This is a genomic window from Streptomyces sp. NPDC098781 (genome assembly GCF_044759995.1).
GTDB lineage: Bacteria > Actinomycetota > Actinomycetes > Streptomycetales > Streptomycetaceae > Streptomyces.
The window spans coordinates 817,286-841,189 of record NZ_JBIWAK010000001.1; the positions used below are offsets into that span (position 1 = coordinate 817,286).

Here is a 23,904-nt window from a genome sequence, read left to right on the forward strand (position 1 = left end):
GTCCCACGCTAGGACGGGGGAGCGGCGGGCGGCTTCTCGATTCCTGACCGCCTGCGCGCCACCATCAGCCCGCCCTGCCACCGTGGCCCTACGTCGAATCCCGCTTCACCAGCTCCGTCGGCAGGATCACCGCCGCCGGGTCCTCGCCGCCGATCTGGGCGAGCAGCAGCCGGACCATCTCGGCGCTGATGCGGTCGTAGGGCTGCCGGATGGTGGTGAGGGCGGGGGTGGCCTCCGTCGCCGCGGTGGAGTCGTCGAAGCCGCCCACGGACACGTCCTCGGGCACCCGGCGCCCCGCCCGGCGCAGCGCCGCCAGGGCGCCCTGGGCCATCAGGTCGGAGGCCACGAAGAGGGCGTCCATGTCGGGGGCGCCCGCCAGCAGCCGCTCGGCGCCCGCCTCACCACTGGCCCGGCTGTAGTCACCGGAGACGATCAGCCGCTCGTCGATCTCGACGCCCGCTTCGGCGAGCACCTCCTTGTAGCCGGCGAGGCGGTCGACACCGCCCGGGGTGTCCAGCGGACCGCTGACCACGCCGATCCGGCGGCGCCCCAGCGACAGCAGGTGGCGCACCATGTCCCGGGCGCCGTCGCGGTCGTCGGCGGCCACGTAACTCACCTTGGAACCCAGCCCCATGGGCTTGCCGCACTGGACGAGCGGCACACCCGCCTCGCGCAGCTCCTCCGCGACCCGGTCACCGGAGTGGCTGGAGACCAGCAGCACCCCGTCGACGTGCCCGGCGGTGATGTACCGCGTGATGCGCCGCCGTTCGTCCTTGGTGCCGGCCAGCATCAGCAGCAGCGGGATGTCGTGGGTGGCGAGGGCCTGGGTGCAGCCGCTCAGCAGGACGTTGAAATTGGGGTCCTCGAAGAACCTCTCCTGCGGTTCGGTCAGCAGGAAGCCGATCGAGTCCGACCGCCCCGTGATCAGTGACCGGGCGTGCCGGTTCACGACGTAACCCGTCCTGCGGATCGCCGCGTTGACCGCGTCCTGCGCGGCCGGGCTGACGTAGTGCCCGCCGTTGAGCACGCGCGAGACGGTGCCCCGTGAGACTCCGGCCTCGCGCGCCACGTCGTGGATCGTCGGCGGTCTGCGTCGGCCCCCCGTGTTGCTCATGGTCATGACTTTACGGCCCCGGAGAGCAGATCCAGACTCCAGAACCGCTGGATGACCAGGAACAGCGCCACCAGCGGGAACACCGCGAGGAACGCACCGGTGATCACCAGGGTGTACAGCGCCGGGGTGTTGGCGCCCTGTTCGAGGAGCGTGTACAGACCGAGCGTGATCGGGAACTTCTCGTCGTCGCTGAGCATGATGTACGGCAGCAGGAAGTTGTTCCAGATCGCCACGAACTGGAACAGGAACACCGTGACCATGCCGGGCACCATCATCGGCAGCGCGACCCGGGTGAAGATCCGCCACTCGCCGGCCCCGTCCATCCGCCCGGCCTCGATCACATCGGCGGGGACGGCCGCGGACGCGTAGATCCGCGAGAGGTAGACGCCGTACGGCGAGAGGAGCTGCGGCAGCAGCACGGACAGGTAGGAGTCCGTGAGGTCGGCCTTCGCCAGCAGCAGGTACTGCGGGACGGCGAGGATGACCGGTGGCATCAGCACGCCGGCCAGCAGCACGTTGAAGATCGCCTCGCGGCCCGGGAAGCGGTAGATCGCCAGCGCGTAGCCGCTGAACGCCGAGACGACCGTCGACAACAGGGCGCCGAGACCGGCGTACAGCGCGGAGTTGCCCATCCACTGCCAGTAGACGCCGTCGCGGTAGGCGCTCAGGTCCGAGAGGTTGTCGGCGAAGCCGGTGCCCGGGAGGAAGGTGAACGTGGAGAACAGCTCACTGCCCGACTTCGTTGCGGCGATCACCACCCACGCCACCGGCAGCAGGCAGTAGACCGCTCCGAGCAGCAGGGTGACCGTCGGGACCAGCGCGATCCTGTGGCGCAGCGGCGGGCGGCTGCGGGCGGTGCCGGGGGTGCTGCCGGCGGCCGTGTCGGCCTTGCCGACGGCAAGCGAACTCATCGTGCTGCCTCCTGCTTGTTACGACGGTTCGCGGCCCGCAGGAAGCCGAAGGACAGCAGCAGCGTGGCCAGGGCGATGATGGTCGCCTGGGCGGCCGCCGCGTAGATGTCACCCTTGCCGAAGGCGTCCTGGTACACCTTCATCAGCGGACTCCAGGTCGTGGACACGGAGTTGGTGAGCGGCTTGAGGGTGGTCGGCTCGTTGAACACCTGGAGCGTGGCGATGATCGAGAAGAAGAAGGTCAGCACCAGCGAGGGCGCCACCATCGGGATCTTGATCCGCAGCGCGATCTGGAGCGGCGTGGCGCCGTCCAGCTTGGCCGCCTCGTACACCTCGGCCGGAATGGCCTGGAGCGAGGTGTAGATGACGATCATGTTGAAGCCGGTGCCGCCCCAGACGGCGATGTTGGACAGGGCGAGGTACAGCGGTCCGCCGTCCAGCAGGTCCGGCTGCGGCAGGCCCAGCCTCTCCAGTACGTAGTAGAAGGGGCTGACGTCCGGCAGGTACAGAAAGCCCCACAGCAGCGCGGCGACGACGCCAGGGATGGCGTACGGCAGGAAGATCGCGAGCCGGGTGAAGGGCGTGAGCCGCACCTTCTCGGAGTCGAGCATCAGCGCGAACAGCAGGGCGAGGCCCAGCATCACCGGTACCACGACACAGCCGTAGCCGAGCACCCGCAGCGCTCCGGCGACCAGTTCGCTGTCGGTGAGGGCGTCGGTGTAGTTCTCCAGGCCGGCCCAGACCTCCTTTCGGGCGCCGGAGCCGAGACCGAGCCCGGAGACCCGCACCTTGCGGAAGCTGAGCCAGATCGCGTAGCCGATGGGCAGGGCGAAGAAGAGCAGGAACAGGACGGTCGCGGGGAGGAGGAAGAAGTAGGGGGCGCTTCGCGCTCGTTCGAGGGTGGTGGTGGGAGACGGGTGGGCGTACGGGGCCCCCTGCACCCCGTACGCCCGCCGGCTTGTGCTGGTCACTCGGCGACCTCGAAGCCCTGCTTCTCGAGGTCGGCGACCGTGTCGTCCTGCATGGCCCGAAGGGCGGCCGTGAAGTCCGACTTGTCCTTGGCGGCCTTTCCGAACGCGTCCTTGAAGGTCGTGTAGGCGACGTTCACGTTCGGGCCCCAGGCGGACGGCGCCGTCGTCTCGGCGATCTCGGCCGCCTTGGTGTAGAAGTCGGCCTGGTTGGAGAAGTAGTCCGGCGGAGTGGTGAACGCCCCGCTGAGCTGCGCCGAGGTGGAGGCCGGGTAGATGCCGCTCTCCTTGGCCAGTGCGTTGAGGGCGTCGCCGTCGGTGTTCAGCCAGGCGGCGAACTTCGCGGCGGCGGCCTGGTGCGCGGAGTCGGTGGTGACGGCGGTGGAGGAGCCGCCCCAGCTGCCGGTGACGTTCTCCGACTGCGACCACTGGGGGAGCGGGGCCATGGCCCACTTGCCCTTGGTGTCGGGCGCGGCCGTGGTCAGTGTGCCCGGCGCCCACACGGCGCTGACCCAGGCGATCTGCTTGCCGGTGTTGAGCGCCTTGTTCCAGGCCGGCGTGTACATCGGCTGGTTGTCGACGGCGCCCTCCTCGACCAGGTCGCCCCAGAACTCGGCGACCTTCTGGGAGGCGGCGTCGTCGATGCCGACCTGCCACTTGTCGCCGGAGGTCGTCCACCACTTGGCGCCGGCCTGCTGGGCGAGGCCCGCGAAGAGGCCGGAGTCGTTGGCGGAGAAGGTGGTCAGGTCCGTGTCCGGGGCCTTCTTCTTCAACGCGCGGGCCGTCTCGGCGAACTGCTCCCAGGTGGTCGGGACGGTCAGGCCGTACTTCTTGAACAGGTCCTCGCGGTAGTAGAACATCATCGGCCCGATGTCCTGCGGGACCGCGTAGACCGCGTCCGTGCCCAGCGTGGTCTGCTGCCAGACGCCGTCGGCGAACTTCCCCTTCGCGTCGCCGACTTCGCCGGCTATGTCCGCGACCGCGTCATTGCTGACCAGGGTCGGCAGCGCCTGGTACTCGGCCTGCACCAGGTCGGGCGCCTTGCCCGCCTTGTGCGCGGTGAGGATCTTGGTGACCAGGGTGTCGCCGGACGCCTGCTTCTTCACCGTGACCGTGATCTGGTCCTTCTTGCCCTGGCCCTTGTTCCAGAGGTCGACGACCTTGTCCATGCCGGGCGTCCAGGTCCAGTACGTCAGCGAGACGGGACCGGACTCGGCCCCGCCGTCGTCCTCGGAGCCGCAGGCGGTGAGGGCGGTCGCGCCGAGGGCGACCGCGACACAGGTGGCCGCGCTTCTGGACAACAGTCGTCGGCGGTGCGAGATGGGCATGGATCTCTCCCCTGACCTGGGGCCCACGCCTGCTGCGAGGGCCTGCCATGCTTCTGTGAGCGTTCACAGTAGAGAAACATCCCGGACACTTGTCAATGGTTGTTGCTGTGCGGTTATGTTGGGCTCGCACCGCCGATCGGGTGTGTGCACGTTCCCAAATGATCGACTCAATCGGGAGAGATCCATGCCGGAGACCACCCCCAGGGGCCTCACCAGGCTCGCCTTCGGTGGGGACTACAACCCCGAGCAGTGGCCGGAAAGCGTCTGGCAGGAGGACGTCCGGCTGATGCGGGAGGCCGGCGTCACGATGGTGAGCGTCGGGATCTTCTCCTGGGCCCTGCTGGAACCCGCACCGGGTGTGTACGACTTCGGCTGGCTGGACCGCGTGCTCGACCTGCTGCACGAGCACGGCATCCGCGTCGACCTGGGCACACCGACGGTCTGCCCGCCGGTCTGGTTCTATCGCGATCACCCCGAGGCCCTGCCGGTGACGGCCGAGGGCGTGCGCCACGAGTTCGGTTCACGCGGCGCCATCTGCCACAGCAACGCCGACTACCGCGCCGCCGCCGCGGCCATCACCACCCAGCTCGCCGAACGCTACGGCGACCACCCGGCGCTGGCGATGTGGCACGTGCACAACGAGTACGGGGTCCCCGTCTCGGCCTGCTACTGCGACTCCTGCGCCGCGCACTTCAGGCGCCGGCTGCGGTCGACGTACGAGACGGTCGAGGCGCTCAACGAGGCCTGGGGAACGGCCTTTTGGGGCCAGCGGTACTTGGACTTCGAGGAGATCAACCCGCCGCGCCTGACGCCGACCGTGGTCAACCCGGCCCAGGCGCTGGACTACAAGCGCTTCGCCGACGCCACCATGCGCGAGAACTTCGTCATGGAGCGGGACATCCTGCACCGGCTCTCACCCGGCGTCCCGGTGACCACCAACTTCATGACCGCCCTCAGCCAGTGCGACTCCGTCGACTACTGGGCCTGGGGCCGTGAGGTCGACCTGGTCACCAACGACCACTACCTGATCACCGATGGCCGCCGCACCCACGTCAACCTCGCCATGGCCGCGGACCTCACACGCTCGGTGGCCGGGGGAGCGCCCTGGATCCTCCTGGAGCACTCCACCTCCGGGGTCAACTGGCAGCCCCGCAACCCCGCCAAGGCCCCCGGCCAGATGGCCCGCAACTCCCTCGCCCATGTGGCGCGCGGCTCCGAGGGCGCCATGTTCTTCCAGTGGCGGCAGTCCCGGCGCGGCGCCGAGAAGTTCCACTCGGCGATGGTCCCGCACGGCGGCACCGACACGCGCGTGTGGCGGGAGGTGGTCGAACTGGGCGCCGCCCTCGACTCGTTGAGCGCAGTGCGGGGCACCCGTACCCGGGCCGACGTGGCCATGGTGTGGGACTGGCACTCCTGGTGGGCGCAGAACCTCGACTGGCGCCCCAGCCAGGACCACGACGCCCGCGAACGTGCCGACGCCTTCTACGAGGCGCTCTACGACCGCCACCTCACCGTCGACTTCGCCCACCCGGAAGCCGACTTGTCGAGGTATCCCCTTGTCGTCGTACCGGCCCTGTACCTGATGACCGAGGCGGCCGGGCAGAACCTCAAGGAGTACGTCGACAACGGCGGCACCCTCGTCGTGTCGTACTTCTCCGGCATCGTCGACGAGCACGACGCCGTGCACGAGGGCGCCTGCCCGGGTGCGCTGCGGGACGTCCTCGGTCTGACGGTCGAGGAGTTCTCCCCACTGCTTCAGGAGCAGTTGGTGCGGCTCACCGGACCCGACGGCTCCGAGCTCAGCGGCGACGTGTGGTCGGAGTTCGTGGTCCCGCGCGGCGCGGAGACCGTCTGGACGTACGCCGACGGCCTGACCGCCGGTCACCCGGCCGTCACCCGGCACCGCCTCGGCGAGGGCACCGCCTGGTACGTCTCCACCCGGCTGGGCGCCGAGGGCCTGGACGCGCTGCTCGGGTGGGCGATCGAGGACGCGCAGGTCGCGCCGCGTGCCGACCTGCCCCGCGATGTCGAGGTCGTGCAGCGCGTCGGCGAGTCGGGCAGCTTCCTGTTCGCCATCAACCACACCGGGGCGGACGCCAAGGTGCCGCTGGAGGCGCCCGGCACCGAGCTGCTCACCGGCGAACGCGCGGCGGGCCGCCTGGAGATCCCCGCGGGAGCCGTGCGGGTCGTACGACTCGACGGCTGAGCCGACCCCCCTCCGCCCGCGCGTGCCGCGAGCCGCGGGCGGAGGGGCTCCTCACCGCGTCGAAGCGGCGAGGAGCATCCCCATCCCCCTACGTCGAAGGGACGACGGACGAAGATGTTCCATCCCAGACGCACTCTCCGAGCCCTGCTGATACCCCTCGTCGCCGGACTCGCCCTCACCGCCCTGCCCGCGCAGACCGCTTCGGCGGCGAGCACGCTCACCAACGGCGGCTTCGAGTCCGACGGCACCGGCACCGCGACCCCGGCCGGCTGGTCCACGTACTCGGCCGCCGGACAGAACTCCGCCTCCTTCACCGAAGCCGGTGGCCACGGGGGGAGTTACCGCCTGACCCACTGGTCGTCGTCGGCGTACAAGGTGGAGACCTACCAGTACCTGTCCGGCCTGACCAACGGGAACTACAAGCTCACCGCCTGGGTCCGGTCCGGCGGCGGCCAGAACTCCGCGTACCTCGCGCTGAAGAACTGCGGCGGCGCCGAACAGCGCACCGACCTCCCGGTCTCGGCGAGCGGCTGGATCCGCATCGTCGTGCCGGTCAGCGTGACCGGCAACCAGTGCACGATCAGCGTCACCAGCGACGCGAACGCGGGCAACTGGATCAACGTCGACGACCTCACCTTCGCCTCGGGCACCGGCGGCACGTCGATCCATGGCGCCGACATCTCCTCCCTCGCCAAGAGCGAGGCCAAGGGCGGTGTCTACAGGACGAGTTCGGGCACCGTCGGCGACGCGGTCACCATCCTGAAGAACACCGGCATGAACTACGCCCGCCTGAAGGTCTGGGTCGACCCGGCCGACGGCTACAACAACAAGACGCGCGTCCTGGCCACGGCCAAGCGCGTCAAGGCGGCCGGCATGAAGCTGCTGGTCGACTTCCACTACTCGGACACCTGGGCCGACCCGGGCGCCCAGTCCAAGCCGGCCGCGTGGTCCGGGCACTCGTACGGCCAACTCAAGACCGACGTGTACAACCACACGTACGACGTGTTGAACGCGTTGAAGGCTCAGGGCACCACCGCCGACATGGTCCAGGTCGGCAATGAGATCAACGGCGGCATGATGTGGTCCGAGGGCTCCACGGACAACTGGTCGCAGCTCGCCGGACTGCTCGACTCGGGCTACGACGCGGTCAAGGCGGTCAACTCGTCGACCGCGGTCGCCCTGCACCTCGCCAAGGGCGGCGACCTGTCCGGCACCCGCTGGTGGTTCGACAACGCCGTCGCGAACGGCGTGAAGTTCGACGCGATCGGCCTGTCGTACTACGGCTACTGGCACGGCACGCTCTACGACTTCCAGACCACTCTGGACGACGCCGCCTCCCGCTACGGCAAGCCGGTCTTCGTCGCCGAGACGGCCTACCCGTTCCGGCTGGACAGCGAGGACGCGCACGAGAACATCATCGACACCACCGCCGAACTGGTCTCCGGCTACCCCGCCACCGTGGCCGGGCAGACCAGGTGGATGAACGACGTGGCGAGCATCGTGGAAGCCGTCCCGGGCGGCCGTGGCCTCGGCGTCTTCTACTGGGAGGCGACCTGGACCGCCGTCACGGGCAACGGCTGGGACCCGACCGACGCCTCCTCCGGCAACGGCTGGGAGAACCAGGCCCTGTTCGGCTACGACGACAAGGCGCTCGCGTCGACGTCGTGGTTCAGCCACCGTTGAGGCCCTGACCACGGGGCCCGGCCGCGCGGGCGCGCAGCCGGGCCCAGCGCTTCAACGGCCCCTTGCCGCTGTGTGATGGCGCCAAGTCAGTTCTCGCGTGACGGACGGCGTCCGGTTGCGAGGCCCTTCCGTCCCTCGGGCATGGGCAGGACCGCCATCGCGGTGTCGGCAATGTTCCGCAGGGTCTCCGGGTCCAGGCCCGCCTTGCCTACCGCCTCGACACCGCGGACCACCGTCAGCAGCAGTGCCGCCAACCGCTCCGGATCCGCGGCGCTGTCGATGTCGCCGTGGCGCTGGGCGGCGCTGATCTCCGTCCGCAGCAGGGTCAGCAGTGCCGTCATGGTCTCGGCCGACCGTCCGGCGACCGTCGGATCGTGCTGGGCCAGTTCCGCCGCCCCCTTGGCCAACAGGCACCCTCGGCGCTCGGTGTCGGAGGCGGTGTTCTCCGCCATCAGGTGCACGTACTCGGACAGCCGGGCCAAGGCTTCGGAGTCCGGGCCGCCCGCCAGCCGCCCTTCGGCCACCTCGACAACCGCGGTGCACCAGTCGCCGAACACACGGTGGAACAGCTTGCCCTTGTCGCCGAATGCGCCGTACAAGCTGCCCTTGCCCAGGCCGGTCGCCTGGGCGATGTCGTCCATCCGGGTTCCCGCATAGCCGGTCGCCCAGAACTGTTCCCGCGCCCGCTCCAGGACTTGGCGTTCGTCGAACGCGCGTGGTCTCGCCATGGGCTCAGCCTACCCATTCTTGACTCGATCGTCCATTACTGCCTACGTTATGGACGATCGATTCCACAACTGAAGGGGTTCGACATGCCAGGCGTGCTGCACGAGAAGGTGGCCGTGATCACCGGAGGAACCAGCGGGATCGGGCTGGCCATCGCCCACCGCTTCGTCCGGGAGGGCGCACGGGTCTTCGTGACCGGCCGGGACATCGACCGCCTCGAAGCGGCAGTCAAGGAGATGGGCCCCGCGGCCACCGGCGTTCGATCCGACGTCTCGGTTCTGGCCGACCTGGACGCGCTGTACACGCGAGTCCGCGAGGAGGCCGGACGCATCGACGTCCTGGTGGCCAACGCCGGAATCGTCGCGGACGCCGCGCTCGGCGCCCACACCGAAGCGAACGTCGACCTGACACTCGCCGTCAACGTCAAGGGCCCACTGTTCACCGTTCAGAAGGCGCTTCCGCTGCTGGCGGAGAACGCCTCCATCCTGGTCGTCGGCTCGAGCAACAGCGTGCGGCCCAACGAGCAACTCGAGGTCTACAGCGCCTCGAAGGCGGCGGTGAGCAACCTCGTGCACAACTGGGCCCGGCAGTCGCGGGACCGCCGATTCCGGGTCAACGTGCTCAGCCCGGGGCCCACTCGGACCCCTGGCCTGCTGGGCGTAGCGGGGTCGGACGCCGACCGGTTCGCCGAGGCCGTCGTGCCACTGGGGCGGCTGGCCGACGCCGAGGAAATCGCCGAGGCCGCCCTCTTCCTGGCGTCGGACGCCTCGTCGTTCGTCACCGGCGCCGAACTCTTCGCCGACGGCGGCTACACCCGGGCCTGAACGACGGCCGGCGGTGCGCATTCGGTTCCTCAGCGCGTGCCGGGATGCCCCTGTCGCGGCGCGACCTCGAGGTAGCCGGAGAGCACTGGCCAAGGTCGTGAGCCCACGGCGAGGGCTGTGACGTTGAAGCGGATCTCGATCCCGGCGCGGTGGCCGGCGCGCTCAGACGCCGTTCGTTCTGGTGCGCATGACTCCGACGTCGTCTAAGAACGCCGCCCCGCGCCGCTCGCCTCCACCGGATCGACCTCACGATGCTCGCGTACCGCGATCCGGGCCAGCTTCGTCAGCATCATGCCGTTGCGGATCGCGACGACGTAGTCGACGGGCAGGCCGTGCATCCGGGTCCCGGGGCCCCGTAGCGGATGCCAGTCGATGACGAACAGGGTGTGCTCGCCCCAGGGAACCAGTTCCATGGCGATGCGGGCCGCGCCGAAGGGGTCGGCCCTGGCTTCCAGTTCCAGCCGCCGCCGCGGTTCGCTGATGCGGACGACGACGGTGTCGTCCAGGGTCGCGGGGCCCACCCCGACCCGCACCCGCAGCCGGGCGCCCACGTCCGGCCAGTCGGGGTCCACGGCGAGGACCTGCTGGGTCCCGGTGACCCACTCCCCGTAGCGACGGCCGTCGGACAGCAGGCTCCAGACCTCGGACGGCGAGCTCAGAATCAGACGGCGGTTCCGGGCCACGCCCCACGCTCCTTCACCTCGGCCGCTCCGCGGGCTCTTCGACACTAGCCGCGGTGTGCCGTGCGGGCATCCGCAGTGAACCGGCGGGACGATGGGCCGACCGGACCGTTACCCTGTTGATCAGCCGCGATCACCCTCGCGGCGCGGCGGTGGGGCCCGCCGTACCCGAACCGCGGCAGTGGTGCCGCCAACGGTCCCTACTTGCATCCGCGAGGCCCGCACACCCGGGTCCAGGCGAGTAGGAGACGCACGGTCATGAGAGCCCCGGACACCGAGAGCCTTCGCGCACCCGCCGGCACCCCACGACCGCGGGCCTGGCGGACGCAGGCGCCGGTCGTCGGGGTGGTCGCGTTCGGCGGAGCCGTCGGCGCCACGGCCCGGTACGCGATGTCGCTGTGGCTGCCGGTCCAGCCGGGCGGCTTCCCCTGGGCGACCTTCTGGACCAATGTCGTCGGCTGTGCCGTGATCGGCGTGTTCATGGTGGTGATCACCGACGTATGGGCCGCCCACCGACTCGTCCGTCCCTTCTTCGGCACCGGAGTGCTCGGCGGCTTCACCACCTTCTCCACGTACGCCGTGGACATCCAGCGGCTGATGGACGGCGGCCACCCGCGCACGGGGCTCGCCTACCTGGCCGCCACCCTGATCGCGGCGCTCACCGCGGTCTGGCTCGCCGCGGCGGCCACCCGCCGGGTGCTGAAGCGGAGGCAGACATGACCAGACTGACCGGCAGGGCCCTGCGCCTGACCGTCTTCGTGGGCGAGCACGACACCTGGCACCACAAGCCCCTCTACGCCGAGATCGTGCACCGCGCGCACGCGGCGGGCCTCGCGGGCGCCAGCGTCTTCCGCGGCATCGAGGGTTTCGGCGCCTCCTCGCTGATCCACACCGCCCGGCTGCTGTCCCTGAGCGAGGACCTGCCCGTCGCGATCGTGATCGTCGACACCGAGGAGCGCGTCCGGGCGTTCCTGCCGCAGCTCGACGAACTCGTCACCGAAGGGCTCGTCACCCTCGACGACTGCGAGGTCATCCGGTACGTCGGCCGCGACGACACGCCGGGTGGAACGGCCCGGAAGGGTAAGAAGTCGCCGTGAACTGGCTCCTGGTCGTCGCGGGCGCCGTGGTCGGCGCGCCCCTGCGCTACCTCACCGACCGCGCGGTGCAGTCCCGGCACGATTCGGTGTTCCCCTGGGGCACCTTCGTCGTCAACGCCACCGGCTGTCTGATCCTCGGCCTGCTCACCGGCTCGGTCGCGGCGGGCGCGGCCGGTTCACACCTCCAACTGCTGCTCGGCACCGGGCTGTGCGGGGCCCTGACCACGTACTCGACCTTCTCCTACGAGACCCTGCGGCTGACCGAGACGGGAGCGGGGCTCTACGCCTTCGCCAACGTCGTGGGGAGCGTCGTCGTGGGCCTCGGTGCGGCGTTCCTCGGCGTGTCGGTCGCCCAGGCACTGTGGTCATAGGGCGCCTCCGACGGCGTCGTGGGCCACGGGACCACACCCGTACCTGGTAGGACAGTGCGCACCAGCTGTCCCGCCGACCCCCGGAACTGGATCCCATGAGCGCCATCAGCGTCGGTCAGGCCTTCGTCCTCGGAGCCGTCGAGGGGGTGACCGAGTTCCTGCCCGTCTCCTCGACCGGCCATCTGAAGATCGCCGAAGGGCTGATGGGCATCCCCGTCGAAGACGACGCGGTCGTCGGGTTCTCCGCCGTCATCCAGGTCGGCGCCATCGCCGCCGTCCTCGTGTACTTCTTCAAGGACATCGTGCGGATCCTCACCGCGTGGGTGCGCGGGCTGCGGGACAAGGAGGAGCGCTACCACCACGACTACAAGTTCGCCTGGTGGGTCATCTTCGCGACCATCCCCATCGTCGCCGTGGGCCTGGCGGCCAAACCGCTCATCCAGGGACCGCTCGCTTCCCTGTGGGTGGTCGCGGGCTCGTTGATCGTCGGCAGTGGAGTGATGTGGGCGGCCGACCGCACGGGACGGCACAAGCGAGGGGAGGACGACACCTCCTTCAAGGACGCCATGCTCGTCGGCAGCTCCCAGATCCTCGCCCTGCTCTTCCCGGGCTTCTCGCGTTCCGGCGCCACGATGTCCACGGCGCTCATGCTCGACCTGGACCGCCTCGCCGCCACCCGGCTGTCCTTCTTCCTCGGCATCCCGGCCCTGACCGGCGCCGGCATCTACGAGCTGAAGGACGCCCTCGGCACGACGGGCACGGGCGCGCTGCCGCTGGCGGTCGGCACCGCCGTCTCCTTCGTCGTCGCCTACGCCTCCATCGCCTGGCTGCTCAGGTTCGTCGCCAAGCACTCGTTCGACGCCTTCGTGATCTACCGCATCGTCGTCGGGCTGCTGCTGTTCGGGCTGCTGGGGGCGGGGGTGATCAACAGCTGACCCGGACCGGCGCGTGATCGCTGACCGGGGCCGGGTGTGATGCCGGCATTCAGGTGTCACGCCCGGTGAATCTCTCCATTCGCCGCCCTTGACAGCACCCACGGCGCACCCGGAGTATCGCTCTCGTGAACCTGTCAGACAGCCGGACAGCCGGACAGCCTCCGCGTCGAGTCAGCGCCATGGAAGCGGTGCTGGCGCATCTGCGCGACGCCATCGAGCGCGGCGAGTACGCCGTCGGCGACAAGCTCCCCTCCGAGGCGGAGCTGTGCCGCACGCTGGAGATCAGCAGGCCCGTGCTGCGCGAGGCCCTGCGGGCCCTCCAGACCATGGGGCTGACCGTCTCCAAGACAGGCAAGGGCACCTTCGTCGTCGCCGCCACCGTCGAGGACCCCACCTTCGGCGACTACTCGGCGAGCGACCTGATGGAGGTGCGCCGGCACGTCGAGATCCCGGTCGCCGGGTACGCGGCACTGCGCCGCACCCCGGAGAACCTCGACCACCTGGCTCATCTGCTGGACCGCATGGAGCGGGAGACGGACACCACCGCGTGGGTCGCGATGGACACCCTCTTCCACCTGGCCGTGGCAGAGGCCGCCCAGAACCCGGTGTTCCGCCGGGTCATCGAGGAGATCCGGGACGCTCTGGCGCGTCAGTCGGCCTTCCTCAACGAGCTGGGCGGCCGCCGCGAGCAGTCCAACCGCGAGCACCGGGCGATCGTCGAGGCGCTGACCGACGGTTCCGAACTCGACGCGACCGACGCCATGGCCCACCACCTGGACCGCGTCGAGACGACCCTCACCGACATCGTGCGTCCCCCGCGCACGGACAGCACCACGGAAGGCGGACCCGAGGCGTGAGTGAGCAGTCCCTGCGCGAGGGCGTGCAGAAACGTTCCGGCCATGTCGACGCCGGTGACCACGGCTACAGCAAGTCGCTCAAGGCCCGGCACGTCAACATGATCGCCATCGGCGGCGCCATCGGCACCGGTCTGTTCCTCGGCGCCGGCGGCAGGCTCGCCGACGCCGGCCCGTCCCTGTTCATCGCCTACGCGGTCTGCGGCCTGTTCGCCTTTCTCGTCGTCCGCGCCCTGGGCGAACTCGTCCTGTACCGCCCGTCCTCCGGCGCCTTCGTGTCGTACGCGCGGGAGTTCATGGGGGAGAAGGGCGCCTACACCGCGGGCTGGATGTACTTCCTGAATTGGGCGACCACCGGCATCGCCGACATCACCGCGGTCGCCACCTACACCCACTACTGGGGCATGTTCTCCGACATCCCGCAGTGGGTGATCGCGCTGATCGCCCTGGCCGTCGTCCTCACGGTGAACCTGATCTCGGTGAAGTTCTTCGGCGAACTGGAGTTCTGGTTCGCGATCATCAAGGTCGGCGCCCTCGTCGTCTTCATGCTCATCGGCATCTTCCTGCTGGTCACCCAGCAGCCCGTGGACGGCCACACCCCCGGCCCGTCCCTGATCACCGACAACGGCGGTGTCTTCCCCAACGGCCTGCTGCCGATGCTGCTGATCGTCCAGGGCGTCGTCTTCGCCTACGCCTCCGTCGAGCTGGTCGGCGTCGCCGCCGGTGAGACCGAGAACCCCGAGAAGATCATGCCGAAGGCGATCAACTCGATCATGTGGCGGGTCGGCCTGTTCTATGTCGGCTCGGTCGTCCTGCTCTCGATGCTGCTGCCCTGGTCGTCGTACAAGGCGGGCGAGAGCCCCTTCGTCACCGTGCTGTCCAACATCGGCGTCCCGGCGGCCGGCGGCATCATGAATCTGGTCGTGCTGACCGCGGCCATGTCCTCGCTCAACTCCGGTCTGTACTCCACCGGCCGCATCCTGCGCTCCATGGCCATGAACGGCTCCGCCCCGAAGTTCACCTCGGTGATGAGCCGCAGCCAGGTCCCGTACGGCGGCATCCTGCTGACCAGCGGTATCTGTGTCCTCGGCGTCGGTCTCAACTTCGTCGTCCCCGCCGAGGCCTTCGAGATCGTGCTGAACTTCGCGGCCATCGGCATCCTCGCCACCTGGGGCATGATCATGATCTGTCACCTGCTCTTCTGGCAGAAGACCCAGAAGGGCGAACTCACCCGCCCCGGCTTCCGACTGCCGGGCTCCCCCTGGACCGAACTCGTGACGCTGGCCTTCCTGGCCTGCGTCCTGGTCCTCATGTACGCCGACGGAGGCGCCGGCCGCACCACCGTGCTGTGCCTGCCGCTGATCGTCGCAGCGCTGGTCGCGGGCTGGTACGGCATCCGCAGCCGGGCCGGGCGCACCACGACCGAGGCCGACGCGTGACACCCGTGTCGGTCGACGACCCCTCATCGACCCAGGACAACCAGGCAGTGATGTACAGCAGCTCCATGGCGGACGCACCCCTTGTCCGCGAACCCCTCCACGCCCCCGTCGCCCACCTCGTACGCGGCGGAATGATCGAAGGCATCCACTACGGCTCCGTCGTCGTCCTCGGTGACGACGGCGAGGTCCGGTTCCAGCTCGGTGACATCGAGGCGGCGTTCTACCCGCGCTCCGCCCTGAAGCCGGTCCAGGCCGTCGCCATGGCCCGGGCCGGGCTCCCGCTCGACGGCGAGCTGCTCTCCCTCGCCGCCGCCAGCCACTCCGGCGAGGAACGCCACCTCGCCGGGACCCGGCGGATCCTGGAACTCGCCGGGCTCACCGAGGACGACCTGCGCAATGTCCCGGACATGCCGTTCGACCCGGTCGTCCGGGACGCCTGGGTGCGGGAGGGGCGACTGCCGTCCCGGCTCGCCCAGAACTGCTCGGGCAAGCACGCCGCGATGCTGTACACCTGCCGGTTGAACGGCTGGTCCCTGGAGGACTACCTCGATCCCGGGCACCCCCTCCAGCAGGCCGTCGCCGAGATCGTCGAGGACCTCACGGGTCAGCGGATCGCCCGGGTGACGGTGGACGGGTGCGGGGCGCCGTTGTTCTCCGTCTCGCTTCACGGGCTCGCCCGCGCCGCCGCTCGGATCACCACCGCGGTGCCGGGCACGCCGGAGGCCCGGGTCGCCGACGCGATGCGCGAGCATGCCGAGATGGCCTCCGGTTCGGGGCGGGACGTGGCCGCGCTGATGCGGGCCGTGCCGGGGCTGCTGGCCAAGGACGGGTTCGAGGGCGTCCAGGTCGCCGCGTTGCCCGACGGCCGTGCCGTCGCCGTGAAGATCGCCGACGGGGCGAACCGGGCGCGGGTGCCCGTCGCCGCGGCGGCGCTCGCGTGGGCCGGCGTCGATCCCGAGTTGCTCATCGAGTTTCAGGGGGAGGCGCTACTGGGTGGCGGACGTGAGGTCGGGTGTGTGCGGCCCGTTCGATCACTGGAGCCGGTTGGGGTTTCGGCTTGCGCCTAAGGATGTGCCGGATTTCTTGATTGGCGACTGACGGCCGTATCTGGCTTGTCGCGCAGTTCCCCGCGCCCCTGAAGGGGCGCGACACGCACCCTCTCCGAAAGAAGAACCGTTCCCTCATGAACGCCGCCACCCGTAGCGAGCACGATCTGCTCGGCGACCGCGATGTTCCGGCCGACGCCTACTGGGGTGTGCACACCCTGCGCGCCACCGAGAACTTCGCCATCACCGGCACGCCCATCTCCGCCTACCCGCACCTCGTCGACGCCCTCGCCGCCGTCAAGGAGGCCGCCGCGCTCGCCAACCAGGAGCTCGGGCTGCTGGCGCTGGACAAGGCCGCCGCGATCGTCGCCGCCTGCCGGGAGATCCGGGCCGGTGAGCTGCACGACCAGTTCGTCGTGGACGTCATCCAGGGCGGTGCCGGCACCTCGACCAACATGAACGCCAACGAGGTCGTCGCCAACCGGGCGTTGGAGCTGCTCGGTCACGAGAAGGGCCAGTACGGGTACCTGCACCCCAACGAGGACGTCAACCTCGGTCAGTCGACGAACGACGTCTACCCGACCGCCGTCAAGATCGCGACGGTGTTCGCGGTGCGCGGGCTGCTCAAGGCGATGGCGGTTCTCCAGGACGCGTTCGCCCGCAAGGCCGTCGAGTTCCGCGACGTGCTCAAGATGGGCCGTACGCAGTTGCAGGACGCGGTGCCCATGACGCTCGGGCAGGAGTTCTCCGCGTACGCCGTGATGCTGGACGAGGACCGGGCCCGGCTCGCCGAGGCGGTCGAGCTGATCCAGGAGATCAACCTGGGGGCCACGGCCATCGGCACCGGCCTGAACGCCCCGCCCGGGTACGCCGAGGCGGCTCGCCGTCACCTCTCCGAGATCACCGGGCTGCCGCTGGTCACCGCCGCCAACCTGGTGGAGGCCACCCAGGACTGCGGCGCGTTCGTGCAGATGTCCGGCGTCCTCAAGCGCGTCGCCGTGAAGCTCTCCAAGAGCTGCAACGACCTGCGCCTGCTGTCCTCCGGGCCGCGCGCCGGCCTCAACGAGATCAACCTGCCGCCGGTGCAGGCCGGTTCGTCGATCATGCCCGGCAAGGTCAACCCGGTGATTCCCGAGGTGGTGAACCAGGTCGCCTTCGAGGTGATCGGCAACGACGTCGCCATCACCATGGCCGCCGAGGCCGGACAGCTCCAGCTCAACGCCTTCGAGCCGGTCATCCTGCACTCCCTGTCCGAGAGCATCACCCATCTGCGCAACGCCTGCGTGACCCTCGCCGAGCGCTGCGTGGCCGGCATCACCGCCAACACCGAGGCGCTGCGCCGGACCGTGGAGAACTCCATCGGCCTGGTCACCGCCCTGAACCCGCACATCGGGTACACGGCCGCGACCGACATCGCCAAGGAGGCCCTGGTCAGCGGCCGGGGCGTGGCCGAACTCGTCCTGGAGAAGGGGCTGTTGCCGGCCGAGCGGCTGGCCGACCTGCTGCGGCCGGAGGTGATCGCGGGCAGCGGCCGGAGTCTCGTCTGAGCAGCACGATCAGGCGCCTCGACGGCGCGCGGGGACCGGCCGGGAGGCACAATGGTGATCATGGCAGCGTCGACGTCGTCACTGACCTTCCAGCCGGTCCTGGAGCGCATCGCGGAGGAGATCGAGCGAACCCCCGGCCGCGGCCGGCCCGCCGACTACATCCCCGCGCTCGCGGCCTGCGACCCCCGGCGCTTCGGCATGGCCGTCGCGGAACTCGACGGCACGGTGTACGGCGTGGGGGACTGGCGTGAGCCCTTCTCCACGCAGTCCATCACCAAGGTCTTCACCCTCGCGCTCGACCTGGCCCGCGAGGGTGACGAACTCTGGGAGCACGTGGGCCGCGAGCCCTCCGGCAACCCCTTCAACTCCCTGGTTCAGCTGGAGTACGAGAACGGCATCCCGCGCAACCCGTTCATCAACGCGGGCGCCCTCGTGGTCACCGACCGCCTCCAGACCCGTACCGGTGACGCGGCCGGCGAACTCCTCGCCTTCCTGCGCGCCGAGAGCGGCAACCCCGCTCTGGACTTCGACGAGGACGTCGCCGCCTCCGAGTCGGCGCACGGCGACCGGAACGCCGCCCTCGGCCATTTCATGGCGTCGTACGGCAACATCGACAACCCCGTACCGGCCCTGCTCGACCAGTACTTCCGCCAGTGCTCCGTCATGGCCTCCTGCGCCGACCTGGCCCTGGCCGCGTCCTTCCTCGCCCGCCACGGCGTCCGCGCGGACGGCACCCGCTTGCTCACCCGCAGTCAGGCCAAGCAGATCAACGCGGTCATGCTGACCTGCGGAACGTACGACGCGGCGGGCGACTTCGCGCACCGGGTGGGCCTGCCCGGCAAGAGCGGGGTGGGTGGCGGAATCATCGCGGTGGTCCCGGGGCGGTGCACGCTGTGCGTGTGGAGCCCGGGTCTGGATGAACGGGGCAATTCGGTGGCCGGGGTGGCGGCCCTGGACAGATTCACCACGCTGACGGGCCTGTCGGTGTTCTGAGAGGGGGGCCGCTGAGGCGCCCCCGCAAGGGCGCGGGGAACTGCGCGACCAGCCACAACAGTCCCGCGGTCTGCCATTCACCGCACCAGGCAGACGCGTCGCAGCCTTCAACCGACGGCCACAATCGATCACCGGGCGGTCATACCCCGGCTTCCCCCCGGAGGGAACCCCGTCAACTTACGGCCACTCGGTGTTGACACGCTGACCGAGTGTTGGCCATGGCTTTCCCCGTCGATCTCCGCCGCTGCCAGATACTCGGTCTGGCCGGTACCGCCTTTCTCGCCCTGGGCGGTGAGACGTCCGGCGCGCTGCCGGTCCGGGAACTCCTGGCCCCGAGCTCGGTTCACGCCGCCCTCGGCCTGGTCGGCGTGTACTTCGGCGTCGTCCTGCTGATAGCGGCGTGGCTGCTGCTCGGCAGGCTGGTGCGCAGCGCCGACCCGCCGACCCCGCGCGCCCTGCTGCTGGTCCTGGCCGTCTGGGCCACCCCGCTGCTGATCGCGCCGCCGCTGTTCAGCCGGGACGTGTACAGCTATCTGGCCCAAGGGGCCATGGTCGACGCGCACATCGACGTGTACGCGTACGGCCCCTCCCACCTCGGCGGCCCCCTCGCGGACGAGGTCGCGCCGCTGTGGCGGCACACGGGTGCCCCCTACGGGCCGGTGTTCCTCGGTGTCGCCTCCGTGCTGTCCGGCGTGACCCGCGGCGAACTGCCCGCGGGGCTGCTCGGCATGAGGGTGATAGCGCTGCTCGGCGTGGCGCTGATGGCTGCCGCGCTGCCCCGGCTCGCCCAGCACAGCGGAGCCGACCCGTCGGCAGCCCTGTGGCTGGGTGCCCTCAACCCGCTGGTGCTGCTGCACCTGGTCGCCGGCGCCCACAACGACGCCATCATGCTGGGCCTGCTCGGCGCCGGCCTGGTCGCCGCGCTCGGCAGGTGGCCCATGCTGGGGGCCGTACTCGTCACGCTGGCCGCGCTCGTCAAGGCGCCCGCCGCACTGGGCCTCGTCGCGGTGGTCCTGCTCCAGATGCGCTCCGGTCACCACCCGGTGAAGGCCGTCCTGACCACGGCTGCCGCGTCCGCCGCGACCACGGTCGCCGCCACGGCCGTCGCGGGCACGGGATACGGCTGGATAGGCGCCCTGGACACACCGGTCTCCTCACAGAACTGGGCGCTCACCAGCCTGCTCGGCCGGGCCACCGGCTCGCTGCTGGAGCAGGCCGGCAGCGATTTGGCACCCCTGGCCGTCCCCGTGTGGCACGCCTTCGGACTCGTGCTCACCGGCGTCCTGGTGATCCTCATATGGTGGCGCTGGCGTCCGCGTCCCGTATACGCGCTGGGTCTGAGCCTGGCGGCCGTGGCCGCCTTCGGACCGGCGATCCGCCCCTGGTACGCGCTATGGGGCCTGTTCCTGATAGCCGCCGCGGCGCCCAGCACCTCGGTACGGCACCGCGTGGCCGCACTCACCGGAGTGCTCGCCCTCGCGGTACTGCCCAGCGGCGGCCCCGCGGACGTCGGCCAGCTGGTGCTGGCGGTCTCCGGCGGCGTGCTCGCCGTGGTCGTCCTGTGGCAGGCACACATGGCCGCGCAGGCCCCGGCGTTGGAGCGCACCGCATGAATCTGCCCCGCACCGATCGCGGGCGGCTCGCGCTCGTCGTCGTGCTCGTCGTCGCCGTGACGGTGTTCACGGCCACCGTGCCGCTGCTGCGCGACTGGTTCGACCTGCGCGTGTACTACGGCACCGTCGACAGCTGGATGCACCACGGCGGCCGGCTCTACGACTACCGGGTGCCCGGCACCACGTACGGCTTCACCTACCCGCCGTTCGCCGCGGTCGTCATGCTGCCCATGGCGCTGGTGGACCTGCACGTCGCCATCGCGGTGGCGCTGCTGCTCAACCTGGCGGCGCTGGCCTTCGTGCTGCGCGTGCTGGCCGGGCGGTCCTGGCGGCGCCATGGCTGGTACGGCTGTGCGCTGGCCGTCTGCGCGCTGGCCCTGTTCGAACCGCTGCGGGACACCTTCAGCTTCGGCCAGGTGAACATCCTGCTGCTGGCGCTGGTGCTCCTCGACTGCTGGCTGCTGTCGAGCGGCCGGGAACGCTGGGCCGGCGTGGGCATCGGACTCGCGGCGGCGATCAAGCTGACGCCGGCGGCATTCATCGGCCTGCTGCTGGTGGCCCGGCGCTGGCGGGCCGCGGCCGTGGCGACGGCCGTGGCCGCGGCGGCCACGGCGGTGGCGGCGTGGGTGGCGCCGGAAGCGTCCCGCTTCTACTGGACGCACGCGATGTGGGACACCACCCGGGTGGGCCGGCTCGACTACGTCTCCAACCAGTCGCTGCAAGGCATCCTGGCCCGGCTGGACGTGGACAGCCGCGCGGTCTGGGCGGTGCTGGTACTGCTCGTCCTGGGCGTCTGGGTGGCCCGCACCCGCCGGGCGGTCGTCGCGGGGGACTGGACGGCGGCGTTCGCGCTGACCGGGCTCACCGCCTGTCTGGTCAGCCCGATCACCTGGGTCCACCATCTGGTGTGGCTGCTGCCGTCCTTCGCCGTGCTGGTCCGCGAGGGGCACCGGCGCGTCGCGGGCGTGCTGTTCGCGGTGCTGTGCACCAGTGTGGTGTGGCTGTGGTTCGACGACGCGTCCGGCGTGGACGGCTTCCTCGGCAGCAACATCTACGCCTGGATCACCCTCGGTCTGCTGCTCCGGCTGCCGGTGGGTCAGCTCGGCGTCGACCGCTCGACCCTGCCGCGGGTCACGAGCGAGACGGCTCCGGCCCCGACTCCGGCGGCGCCGGCGACGGCGCAGGCCTCGGCCCAGCCCGTCTCGCCCTCGGGCGCGACCGCGGCCACCACGGGCACCGTCTCGGGCCCCGGGCTCGGTCTGGCCCGCAAGCCGTCGAGCGACCCCACCGGCTCGACCCGGCCGGCCGCGCCGAACCCCCAGTCGAGCAGTTCACCGGCCTCCTCGTAGACGGCGTGCCCGCCGCCCGCACGGGGATTGAGCACGGTCACGACGAGAGTGCGACCGTTGCGGCGGGCGGCGGCGACCAGGGTGTTGCCCGCCTCGCTGGTGTAGCCGTTCTTGATGCCGATCACCCCGGGGTACCGGGTCACCCCGTCCGCACCGGTCAGCAACCGGTTGGTGTTGCGGATCGGGTACTCCCAGCCGCCCCCGCCCGGGAACGTCGCCACGGCCGTGCCGCAGTACCGCGCGAACTCCGCGTTGCGCAGCCCCGCCCTGCCGAACACCGCCAGGTCGTACGCCGATGACACCTGGCCGGGCGTGTCGTAGCCGTCGGGCGACATCACGCGCGTGTCGAGGGCGCCCAGGCCCCGTGCCTTGGCCTGCATCCGGGTGGCGGTGGCGCGCCAGCCGCCGTTGAGCGAGGCCAGCACCCGCACGGCGTCGTTGCCGGAGCTGAGAAACACCCCGCGCCACAGATCGGCGATCCGGTACGTACGTCCCTCGGCGACCCCGACCAGACTGCTGCCGGCGCCGATCCCGGCCAGCTCCTCCTCGCGCACGGTGTGCGGGACGCCGGCGGGCAGGGTGGGCAGCAGGGTCAGGGCGAACAGCGTCTTGAGGGTGCTGGCGGGCGGGAGCTTGCGGTGCGCCTCGTGCGCGGCGAGCACCTCGCCGGTGTCGGCGTCGGCCACCAGCCACGACAGGGCCGAGAGTTCCGGCGCGGCGGGTGCTCCGGGGAGCGGCCGCACCTGGGTACCGGACCGGTACAGCAGCGCGGGCCCCGGGGTTCCGGCCGGCCGGGGTTCGCCGGACAGGCCGGGGTCGCGCCCGTTGCGGGCGACGGCGGTGGCGGGCGCGAGCGCCAGCAGTCCGGCCGCGCAGAGCGCACAGGTGGATACGACAGCCCGGGTAGTCAATCCGATCTTCATACCGCCAACGTAGGAAGGCATCGGTCCTGGAACGCGCTGGCCGGGCCGGTCGGGGCAGGCGTGCACCCGGACGGGCGATGCCCGTGACGTCTCACGCGCCGGGCAGCGTCGGCTGGATCCGCCGAAGGAAGCCGGCGTTGTCGGGCGCCTCGCGCAGCCGCTCCAGAAGCGTCTCCAGGCTGGACTGGCCGTCCCGGGTCTGTAGGGCCCGGCGAAGTCCGCGTACGCCCGTCAACTCCGCCGGGGTCAGCAGGAGTTCCTCGCGTCGGGTGCCGGAGGGGTTGATGTCGACGGCGGGGAAGACACGGCGCTGCGCGAGCTCCCGGCTCAGCCGCAGCTCCATGTTGCCGGTGCTCTTGAGCTCCTCGAAGAAATAGTCGTCGGCCCGGGAGCCGGTCTCCACCAGGGCGGTTGCCAGGATGGTGAGCGAACCGCCCTCCTCGGCGAGGCGCGCGGCACCGAAGAACCGCTTCGGCCCGTGCAGCGCCGCCGCGTCGACACCGCCGCTCAGGGTGCGGCCACCGGAGGACGCGGCGTTGTTGTGCGCCCGGCAGAGCCGGGTCAGAGAGTCCAGCAGGATGACGACGTCCTCGCCCGCCTCGACGAGCCGCTTGGCCCGCTCGATGACCAGATCGGCCAGCGCGATGTGCTGCTTGGGCGTCCGGTCGAAGGTCGAGGCGTACACCTCGGCCCGCACCGAGCGCCGCATGTCGGTGACTTCCTCGGGACGTTCGTCGAGGAGCACCACCATCAGCCGGCACTCGGGATGGTTGCCGGTCACGGCGGCCGCGATCTGCTGGAGGAGGACCGTCTTGCCGGTCTTGGGCGGGGCCACGATCAGACCGCGCTGACCCTTGCCCACGGGGGCGATCAGATCGGCGACCCGGCCGGTCAGGCCGGACGCCGGGTGTTCGAGACGGATTCGCTCACGCGGGTGAAGCGGCGTCAGTTCGCCGAAGTGGCGCCGGTTCTTGTCGGGGGCGCGCCCGTTGACACGGGCGACCTCGGTGAGCGCGCGCCGGTCGCCGCGTACGCCGTCGACGTGGTCGCCCTTGCGCAGGCCGTACCGGCGGATCAGCGCGGGGGAGACCTGGAGGTCGGCGGTCGACGGCAGCAGGTTCCCGGCGCGCAGGTGCCCCTTCCCGCCCGCGTCGATGTCGAGGACACCGGTGACGGCCTGGGCCTGGGCCTGGGCCTGGGCTTGGGGCTGCTGCTGGACTGGGGGGTGTTCGAGTGTGGTGGTCATGGTGGTCGGTCCTTTCGCGGACGGAAGGCATGGGACATGCGGAGGGAAGGG

21 protein-coding genes and 1 pseudogene are annotated in these 23,904 nt (G+C 70.5%); 14 read left to right on the forward strand and 8 right to left on the reverse strand.

The window, feature by feature from the left end; genetic code table 11:
• Window positions 1-88 precede the first annotated feature (88 nt).
• The 4 genes from ACIQWG_RS03445 to ACIQWG_RS03460 are packed head-to-tail and all read right to left on the reverse strand — an operon-like array spanning window position 89 to window position 4,321.
• On the reverse strand, window positions 89-1,120 hold the full coding sequence (locus tag ACIQWG_RS03445; RefSeq protein ID WP_404089700.1) for a LacI family DNA-binding transcriptional regulator: 1,032 nt from the start codon (window positions 1,118-1,120) through the stop codon (window positions 89-91).
• Window positions 1,117-2,025: a carbohydrate ABC transporter permease gene (locus ACIQWG_RS03450; RefSeq protein WP_404089702.1), complete on the reverse strand. Its 909-nt coding sequence runs from the start codon at window positions 2,023-2,025 to the stop codon at window positions 1,117-1,119. The genes ACIQWG_RS03445 and ACIQWG_RS03450 overlap by 4 nt, the downstream gene beginning before the upstream one ends.
• On the reverse strand, window positions 2,022-2,996 hold the full coding sequence (locus ACIQWG_RS03455) for a carbohydrate ABC transporter permease (protein ID WP_404089704.1): 975 nt from the start codon (window positions 2,994-2,996) through the stop codon (window positions 2,022-2,024). Before ACIQWG_RS03455 ends, ACIQWG_RS03450 begins: the two co-directional genes overlap by 4 nt.
• Entirely contained in the window at window positions 2,993-4,321 is a 1,329-nt protein-coding gene (locus ACIQWG_RS03460) for an ABC transporter substrate-binding protein (RefSeq protein ID WP_404089706.1), read from the reverse strand. Before ACIQWG_RS03460 ends, ACIQWG_RS03455 begins: the two co-directional genes overlap by 4 nt.
• Window positions 4,322-4,505: 184 nt before the next feature.
• On the opposite strand from ACIQWG_RS03460, the gene ACIQWG_RS03465 reads away from it, so the two are divergent.
• A complete protein-coding gene (locus ACIQWG_RS03465) occupies window positions 4,506-6,527 on the forward strand; it encodes a beta-galactosidase (protein ID WP_404089708.1) in 2,022 nt (673 codons plus the stop codon).
• 114 nt (window positions 6,528-6,641) lie between these two features.
• Window positions 6,642-8,210, forward strand: a complete 1,569-nt coding sequence (locus ACIQWG_RS03470) for an arabinogalactan endo-beta-1,4-galactanase (protein WP_404089710.1) — start codon at window positions 6,642-6,644, stop codon at window positions 8,208-8,210.
• 86 nt (window positions 8,211-8,296) lie between these two features.
• Here the strand turns inward: ACIQWG_RS03470 and ACIQWG_RS03475 are convergent, their stop codons facing one another.
• Complete coding sequence (locus ACIQWG_RS03475; RefSeq protein ID WP_404089712.1) at window positions 8,297-8,938, reverse strand: TetR/AcrR family transcriptional regulator; 642 nt, start codon at window positions 8,936-8,938, stop codon at window positions 8,297-8,299.
• A gap of 84 nt (window positions 8,939-9,022) precedes the next feature.
• Between ACIQWG_RS03475 and ACIQWG_RS03480 the strand changes: the two genes are divergently transcribed.
• Window positions 9,023-9,760, forward strand: coding sequence for an SDR family NAD(P)-dependent oxidoreductase (locus ACIQWG_RS03480; RefSeq protein WP_404089714.1), 738 nt, complete (start codon window positions 9,023-9,025; stop codon window positions 9,758-9,760).
• Between the two features lie 203 nt (window positions 9,761-9,963).
• On the opposite strand, the gene ACIQWG_RS03485 is transcribed toward ACIQWG_RS03480, so the two are convergent.
• Entirely contained in the window at window positions 9,964-10,443 is a 480-nt protein-coding gene (locus ACIQWG_RS03485; RefSeq protein ID WP_404089716.1) for an SRPBCC family protein, read from the reverse strand.
• 255 nt (window positions 10,444-10,698) lie between these two features.
• Between ACIQWG_RS03485 and crcB (ACIQWG_RS03490) the strand changes: the two genes are divergently transcribed.
• From crcB (ACIQWG_RS03490) to ACIQWG_RS03540, 11 genes are all read left to right on the forward strand, one after another.
• Complete coding sequence (gene crcB, locus ACIQWG_RS03490; RefSeq protein WP_404089718.1) at window positions 10,699-11,160, forward strand: fluoride efflux transporter CrcB; 462 nt, start codon at window positions 10,699-10,701, stop codon at window positions 11,158-11,160.
• Window positions 11,157-11,537 carry a DUF190 domain-containing protein gene (locus tag ACIQWG_RS03495; RefSeq protein ID WP_404089720.1) on the forward strand — a complete coding sequence of 127 codons (381 nt, stop codon included), beginning with the start codon at window positions 11,157-11,159 and terminating at the stop codon, window positions 11,535-11,537. The genes crcB (ACIQWG_RS03490) and ACIQWG_RS03495 overlap by 4 nt, the downstream gene beginning before the upstream one ends.
• Window positions 11,534-11,908 carry a fluoride efflux transporter CrcB gene (crcB, locus tag ACIQWG_RS03500; protein WP_404089722.1) on the forward strand — a complete coding sequence of 125 codons (375 nt, stop codon included), beginning with the start codon at window positions 11,534-11,536 and terminating at the stop codon, window positions 11,906-11,908. The genes ACIQWG_RS03495 and crcB (ACIQWG_RS03500) overlap by 4 nt, the downstream gene beginning before the upstream one ends.
• A 95-nt stretch (window positions 11,909-12,003) precedes the next feature.
• Entirely contained in the window at window positions 12,004-12,843 is an 840-nt protein-coding gene (locus tag ACIQWG_RS03505) for an undecaprenyl-diphosphate phosphatase (protein ID WP_404089724.1), read from the forward strand.
• 179 nt (window positions 12,844-13,022) lie between these two features.
• Entirely contained in the window at window positions 13,023-13,700 is a 678-nt protein-coding gene (locus ACIQWG_RS03510) for a FadR/GntR family transcriptional regulator (protein ID WP_404089726.1), read from the forward strand.
• Entirely contained in the window at window positions 13,697-15,136 is a 1,440-nt protein-coding gene (locus ACIQWG_RS03515; RefSeq protein ID WP_404089728.1) for an amino acid permease, read from the forward strand. The genes ACIQWG_RS03510 and ACIQWG_RS03515 overlap by 4 nt, the downstream gene beginning before the upstream one ends.
• Before the next feature lie 50 nt (window positions 15,137-15,186).
• Window positions 15,187-16,203 carry an asparaginase gene (locus ACIQWG_RS03520; RefSeq protein WP_404090783.1) on the forward strand — a complete coding sequence of 339 codons (1,017 nt, stop codon included), beginning with the start codon at window positions 15,187-15,189 and terminating at the stop codon, window positions 16,201-16,203.
• A 116-nt stretch (window positions 16,204-16,319) separates the two neighbouring features.
• Window positions 16,320-17,729: an aspartate ammonia-lyase gene (aspA, locus tag ACIQWG_RS03525; protein ID WP_404089730.1), complete on the forward strand. Its 1,410-nt coding sequence runs from the start codon at window positions 16,320-16,322 to the stop codon at window positions 17,727-17,729.
• Window positions 17,730-17,780: 51 nt separating this feature from the next.
• Window positions 17,781-18,722 carry a glutaminase gene (locus ACIQWG_RS03530; RefSeq protein ID WP_404089732.1) on the forward strand — a complete coding sequence of 314 codons (942 nt, stop codon included), beginning with the start codon at window positions 17,781-17,783 and terminating at the stop codon, window positions 18,720-18,722.
• 218 nt (window positions 18,723-18,940) lie between these two features.
• Window positions 18,941-20,335, forward strand: a complete 1,395-nt coding sequence (gene mptB / locus ACIQWG_RS03535; RefSeq protein ID WP_404089734.1) for a polyprenol phosphomannose-dependent alpha 1,6 mannosyltransferase MptB — start codon at window positions 18,941-18,943, stop codon at window positions 20,333-20,335.
• Window positions 20,332-21,684 (forward strand): glycosyltransferase 87 family protein, encoded by a 1,353-nt coding sequence (locus ACIQWG_RS03540; protein ID WP_404089736.1) that lies wholly within the window; start codon window positions 20,332-20,334, stop codon window positions 21,682-21,684. Before mptB ends, ACIQWG_RS03540 begins: the two co-directional genes overlap by 4 nt.
• Before the next feature lie 83 nt (window positions 21,685-21,767).
• Here ACIQWG_RS03540 and ACIQWG_RS03545 read toward each other — a convergent pair.
• Together ACIQWG_RS03545 and rho are read right to left on the reverse strand one after the other, a co-directional pair.
• Window positions 21,768-22,628, reverse strand: a pseudogene (locus tag ACIQWG_RS03545) (D-alanyl-D-alanine carboxypeptidase family protein); the annotation flags it as partial.
• Window positions 22,629-22,698: 70 nt separating this feature from the next.
• Window positions 22,699-23,853, reverse strand: coding sequence for a transcription termination factor Rho (gene rho / locus ACIQWG_RS03550; RefSeq protein ID WP_404089738.1), 1,155 nt, complete (start codon window positions 23,851-23,853; stop codon window positions 22,699-22,701).
• Between the last annotated feature and the right edge of the window lie 51 nt (window positions 23,854-23,904).